The organism is Arthrobacter sp. NPDC056727, assembly GCF_042790555.1.
Lineage (GTDB): Bacteria > Actinomycetota > Actinomycetes > Actinomycetales > Micrococcaceae > Arthrobacter.
Window position 1 is genome coordinate 1 of the sequence record NZ_JBHTZA010000006.1, and the last position, 5466, is coordinate 5466.

The following is a 5466-nucleotide window of genomic DNA, read 5'->3' on the forward strand; positions in this document are numbered from 1 at the left end:
TTCCCAACCAACAAACCCGCCAGGGCTTGTTCGGTCACAGGAACCAACCACAACTGAATACACCACAGCCGCGTCACCGCGGCATCGTGTAACCATAGTTTTCCCACCCCCGCCAAGGGGGTTCGGGTAACAGGGTTACGGCGGTCATAGCGTGGGGGAAACGCCCGGTCCCATTCCGAACCCGGAAGCTAAGACCCACAGCGCCGATGGTACTGCACCCGGGAGGGTGTGGGAGAGTAGGTCACCGCCGGACAACCATTAGGTCGAGAGCCCCAACCAGGATCACTGGTCGGGGCTCTCCCGCATTTAAACACCACCACCCACACCCGACAACACCCCGGGGCCGCGTCCCAGGCGAACAGACACCCCCCACACGCTCCCGCAGATCCTCCCGCCTTACTACAGACCCTTCCGCATATCCCGTCGGGTATTCACAGACCCTTCCTCAGATCCCGTCGGGTATTCACCAACCCCTCCTCAGATCCCGTCGGGTATTCACCAACCCCTCCTCAGATCCCGTCGGGTATTCACCAACCCTTCCTCAGATCCTGCGGGTTTTTCCCAAACGCTCCCGCAGTTGGCACGGCTCGGGCCCCGACAAATGTGTCGGGGCCCGAGCCACTTAAGGGCCCTTGCTCAGCTGGTCCGTACGCTTGATGTCGCGGTTCCGCCCAGGCCTGATTCGGCCTTGACCATGGTGACTTGCTTGCTTGGCCCGGGCTTGGCCGTGAGCGTCCAGGTCCCAAGGGAGTTGGCCTTTACGGTGCCGAGCCGCGTGGCGGCACGCCCTGGCGTGACGTCGTAGAGCACGACGGTCGCCGAGGTTGCCGCCGTCGAGCCGGCGTACCTGGAAGTTCCACTGAAAGTCACGTCCTTCCGAAGGCGGTGCCGGGCGGCGGCAATCGTCACCATGTCCTTCTGTCCCACGGGGGCCGCAGCCGGAGCCGGAGCCGGAACCGGCGCGGTGGTAGCCGGCGTCGACGTTTGCGTTGGCTGGGTGGCTTCCGGTGCCTGTACTTCCCTCGAGCCCTGGGCAGGCGCGGGTTGATTGATGAGATGCGGCCGCACTGCCTCGACCGGATGGTTGGGGTCGGGGTCGTTCGTGTTGATCCCAACGCTGAATTGGGCCATCATGTCGTGATCTTCGTGTGGCAGGTTGTGGCAATGGATCATGTACCGGCCGCGCTGGTGTTCGAACTTCATGAGCAGCCGTACCGTCTCGCCTTCGCCCACGTAGACCACATCCTTGGGCCCGCGTTCGTGGGCGAAGGGTGCCTGACCGTTGCGGCTGAGGATCTGGAAGTCCACCAGATGGATGTGGACGGGGTGGAACCACCCGCCTGAGCTGTTTTCGATTTCCCAGATCTCCACATCGTCCAGGTCTGGGTTGGCAAGCACCTTTTTATAGCCGCTCGCCACCACCTCGTCCCAGGTCATGCCGCCGATCGTCCACATGCCGTTGTCCCGCTTCACACGCATGCGCCGGGTCTTGACGGATTGGGAGGAGGTCAGGCTCATGGTGGTGCTCGGGGCGAGCAGCGAAGGCAACGCCTTGGCGCCGGGCCCGGACGTGTCCACAGGCTCGTCTGTCACATCGAAAGCCATGATCCTGTTGGTGAAGTCGTAGTCCACGTTGTTCTTGTTGGACAGGTTGCGCAGTTCCACCCGCTTGCCGGCGGGATACTTCGAGAAGTCGATCAGCACCTCGTAGCGCTCAGCGCCGCCGTGCCGCCAGGATGTCACCTGCTGGGCTGCGGGCATCAGGCCTCCGTCCGTGGCGACAATGGTCATGGGGTCTCCCGTGCTCAGGCAGAAGCGGTAGGAGCGCGCAATGGATGCATTGAGAATGCGGAATCGGTAGATCCTTCGCTGGACCTTCATCACTGGCCAGGGGGCCCCGTTGACAAGAATGACGTCGCCCCACAGGCCTGAGTGTGTGTTGTCGTTGTAGCCGAGGGAGCCGTTGGCAGCGAACATGGCATCGGAAATGGTCAGCGGAACATCAAACTTGCCCTGCGGAAGAATGTTGCCTTCCACTTCGTCGTGCAGGTGGTACTGGGCGGCCAGGCCGGAATAGACGCTCTGGGCAGTGTTGTGGACGGCGTGGTCGTGGTACCAGAGGGTCCGTGCCGGCTGGAAGTTGGGGTATTCGTAGTCCTTGCAGTAGTCCCGGCCCGTGAGGTCGTTGGCGTAGCCGTCGAACTGCGGGAGGGACGCCGAGCCGTGCAGGTGGGTTGAGGTGTCTAGCCGGTATCCCCACTGCGGGTGGAACAGAGGCAAGACGTTGTCCATCTCCAGCGTGATGCGTTCGCCTTGGTTCACCTTGATGGTCGGGCCCGGGAACGTCCCGTTATAGCCGAGGATAGGGGTGCTGAGGCCCGGCACGATGTTCGCCAGCGCTGCCTTCTGTTCGATCTTGTACAGATGCCTCTTGTGTCCGTCGGGGTCCACGGTGGTGCTCTTGGGCCTGAGCACCTCCGGAATGGGAAGTGCCCGCTGAAATGGCTTCGGCATGTTGCGGGACGACAGCTGGCTTGCCGACTTGGCATTGACCGATGTCAACGGCACGGCAAGTCCAAATGCACCGATGATCCCCACTCCACCAATTTGCAATGCCTGTCGGCGTGAAACCTGCACGACTACCTCCGGCGTCTGAAAGTCCAATTGATTTACTTGAAGGGTGTATGACCTACCCTGCGGAAACCTTGAGGAAGATAGGGCTGTTAGCGGCCATGTCGGGTGGCTAGCCGCTGGTGATATGGGGGTTACCCCGATAATTCTGAGGGTCAGGATTCCGAGGAGAGGACAAGGTCCTTTGCAGGCTGCTGGGCCACATGCTTCCCGGTACCCGCGGAAGGCCGGCGGGACCGCAGCAGCACCATTGCAGCCGCTGCAAGAAGCGTGCTGGCCGCGATGACCCACATGGCCATGCCCGCCGGTTCCACGACAGCCAGAAGCGGTTGGTTCCAGGGCTGTCCAACCGCGATCACCCATTCCTGCCGCCGCGAATCCGGCAGCTGGTCTGCCTGCTGTGCGAGGGCCCAGCCGTGCACCGCGTAGAGAGCGGCCACGGCACCAAGGGCCAGCAGCCTGGAGGCCAGCGACGATCCGGACCGTCCGTCGCCGTCGTCAGCGTGCCCGGCGCCGGTGGTACGGGCAATGGCGGCAGTGAACAGGCAGCCGGACAGCAACGCCAACACGGCCATCGCCTGGTACCCGAACTGGGTGCGTGACGAGTAGTCCAGCAGGGGCGTGTAGTACACGGCAGCGAGCACTGCGGCCAGCCCGGCAGCCGCCAGATAGGGTGCCGAGGTGGCACTCAGAAGCGGACGCAGCGTCATGGTGAGGGCCTCTGCGCCGCCGATCGTGCCATCCTGCCTGGGGGGAGTGGCGAGCCTGGCCAGTTTCAGCGGTGCACCAGGCACAAGCAGAAGCGGAACGACGCCGATCAAAAGCATCTGCGTCGTGACGTGCACACTGATGAGGTACTCCTGGTAAACGCGAAGCCCTCCGTTGGTGACCAGGAACAGCAGAGTGACTCCGGCAAACCACAGTGCCGCCCGGTACGGGGGCCAGCGCCGTCCCTGCAGCCGAACCCGGCGCATTCCGGCCGCGTAGAGGAACAGAGCCACGGAGCAGAGGAAGATCCACAAAGCATCGGGCTTCCAACTGCCGAAAAGATCAACCAAACCTGGAAGACGAAGGGGCACCTGGGCGGGTGCCGACTGCGAGACGGTCGGCGGCGGAGTGCGCGCCAAGGCGGCTGCCAGTCCCGATGCGGCTGCCATCACCGCAAGCTCCGCCACAGCCAGCACGGCGAAAGCGCCTCGCGCCTTGCCTGGGACTGATTCCACCTTGGTGAGGATCCACTTCCGGTGCAACGCTCCGAACACGCCCAGAATCCCCAGCGTGGCCGTCTTGGCCAGGAGAATCAGGCCGTACTGCGTGGCCAGCCCTTCAACCGTTCCGATGCCTGCCAGCGCAGCTGCTACGCCCGAGATCGTCAGGGCCAGGAAGGACAGCAGCGCCAACGTCGAGTATCGCCGTACAGCGGCCAGCAGGTCCGTTCCCAGCATCCGCCGCAGCAGGACGAGGGTTGCCAGACCGCCGATCCAAATGGCCGCGGCGGCCATGTGCATGACCACGGAAACCGTGCTGTCGGCATGGCTGGCGCCGCCGGCAGCATGAGAGTTCAGAGCCAATGGAATCAGCCCCGTGGATGCCAGCGCAGCCGTGACGGCAACAGCCCGCTGGCTCCGGACGCCAAAACACAAAAGTGCCGCCGTAGCTGTGATCAGCACCGTCAGTGCACTTCGCCGCCCGGCGTCGACGTCGGTCAGGAAACTGACGAAGATGGAGCCCGAACCTTCCGAGAACAGCGGCAGGTTAGCCAGCGAATGGAAGCTGAGGACGCTGGTCGCGGTTGCTGCGGCTGTCCAAAGGACAGCAGAAATACCGGCAAGGCCCAGTGCCTTCAAATACGCCTTACCCTGCGGGGGAAAGGCAAAGAGCGCCAGGACCAGTGGCCCGACGGTGCCGGCGGCGGCGACATTGAAAACAAGTTTGGCAACAGGGAGCCCCCAGATGACCGCTGCACCGGTCCGGTCCAGGAATGCTGCTTCCTTGCCGGCCTCGGTCGAGTAGGCAACGAACAGCGCCAGTACCCCGCAAGCGAGGATCACGGCAGCGGCAGCCACCGACTTCGTCCGTGATTTCTTCATGGTTCCCCCTCGGCGGATGCTGTCCGGGCCAGTCTTGCCACGCCTCCTTGGAATTTCCCTGTGGGACCGCCAGCGCCTGGCCGGCGCCCGGAAACACGAACGGCGGCCCCGGACCGCACCAGATGGAGCGCCCCGCGCCCTGTGAGTATGCACACGCCGGCCCCTGGAAGGCCCCCGCCGTTGGTGGCTGGCGCCGGCTCTCACCTAGAATTGCTAGAGATATGCGGACACCGGATGCTTCACCACGGGTCGCGCAGGACAACCAAACACGGATAAGAGCGGCTGCACATCGCGCCAGTGGTCGGCTCACTACAGGAGGAATCCACCATGGCTGAGCACAAAGGCGGCGGTTACCGCGGCGGAAACGACCGGGGGAACTCGGGAAGCAACCGGGGAGGGCAGGGGGGCCCGTTTAGGGGGACCAATAACTCCGGCGGGGATCCGCGGGGTTTCCGTTCCCGTGACGGCCGCGGTTTCGGCGGTGACCGTGACGGTAAGCCGTTTGGTGATCGTCCGCGCCGTGAGGGCGACGGCGATCGCCGCGGTTTTGGTGGCGGTGAGCGTAAGCCGTTTGGTGATCGTCCGCGCCGTGAGGGTGAGGGTGAGCGCCGCGGTTTTGGTGGCGGTGAGCGTAAGCCGTTTGGTGACCGTGAGCGTAAGCCGTTTGGTGATCGTCCGCGCCGTGAGGGTGAGGGTGAGCGCCGCGGTTTTGGTGGCGGTGAGCGTAAGCCGTTTGGTGACCGTC

The 5466-nt window shown here is 64.0% G+C and carries 3 protein-coding genes and 1 rRNA gene; 1 reads left to right on the forward strand and 3 read right to left on the reverse strand.

The annotated features are described in order from the left end of the window. The first annotated feature begins 136 nt into the window (after positions 1 to 136). Positions 137 to 253 (forward strand): 5S ribosomal RNA (gene rrf, locus ACFRAH_RS07605). A gap of 383 nt (positions 254 to 636) precedes the next feature. Here the strand turns inward: rrf and ACFRAH_RS07610 are convergent. The 3 genes from ACFRAH_RS07610 to ACFRAH_RS07620 form a co-directional block, all read right to left on the reverse strand. Continuing rightward, positions 637 to 2514, reverse strand: coding sequence for a multicopper oxidase family protein (locus ACFRAH_RS07610; RefSeq protein WP_377990302.1), 1878 nt, complete (start codon positions 2512 to 2514; stop codon positions 637 to 639). A gap of 272 nt (positions 2515 to 2786) precedes the next feature. Beyond that, a complete protein-coding gene (locus ACFRAH_RS07615) occupies positions 2787 to 4721 on the reverse strand; it encodes a cytochrome c oxidase assembly protein (RefSeq protein ID WP_377990303.1) in 1935 nt (644 codons plus the stop codon). A 309-nt stretch (positions 4722 to 5030) separates the two neighbouring features. Beyond that, positions 5031 to 5466 (reverse strand): hypothetical protein (locus ACFRAH_RS07620; protein WP_377990304.1); only part of this gene is annotated, 436 nt, incomplete at its 5' end.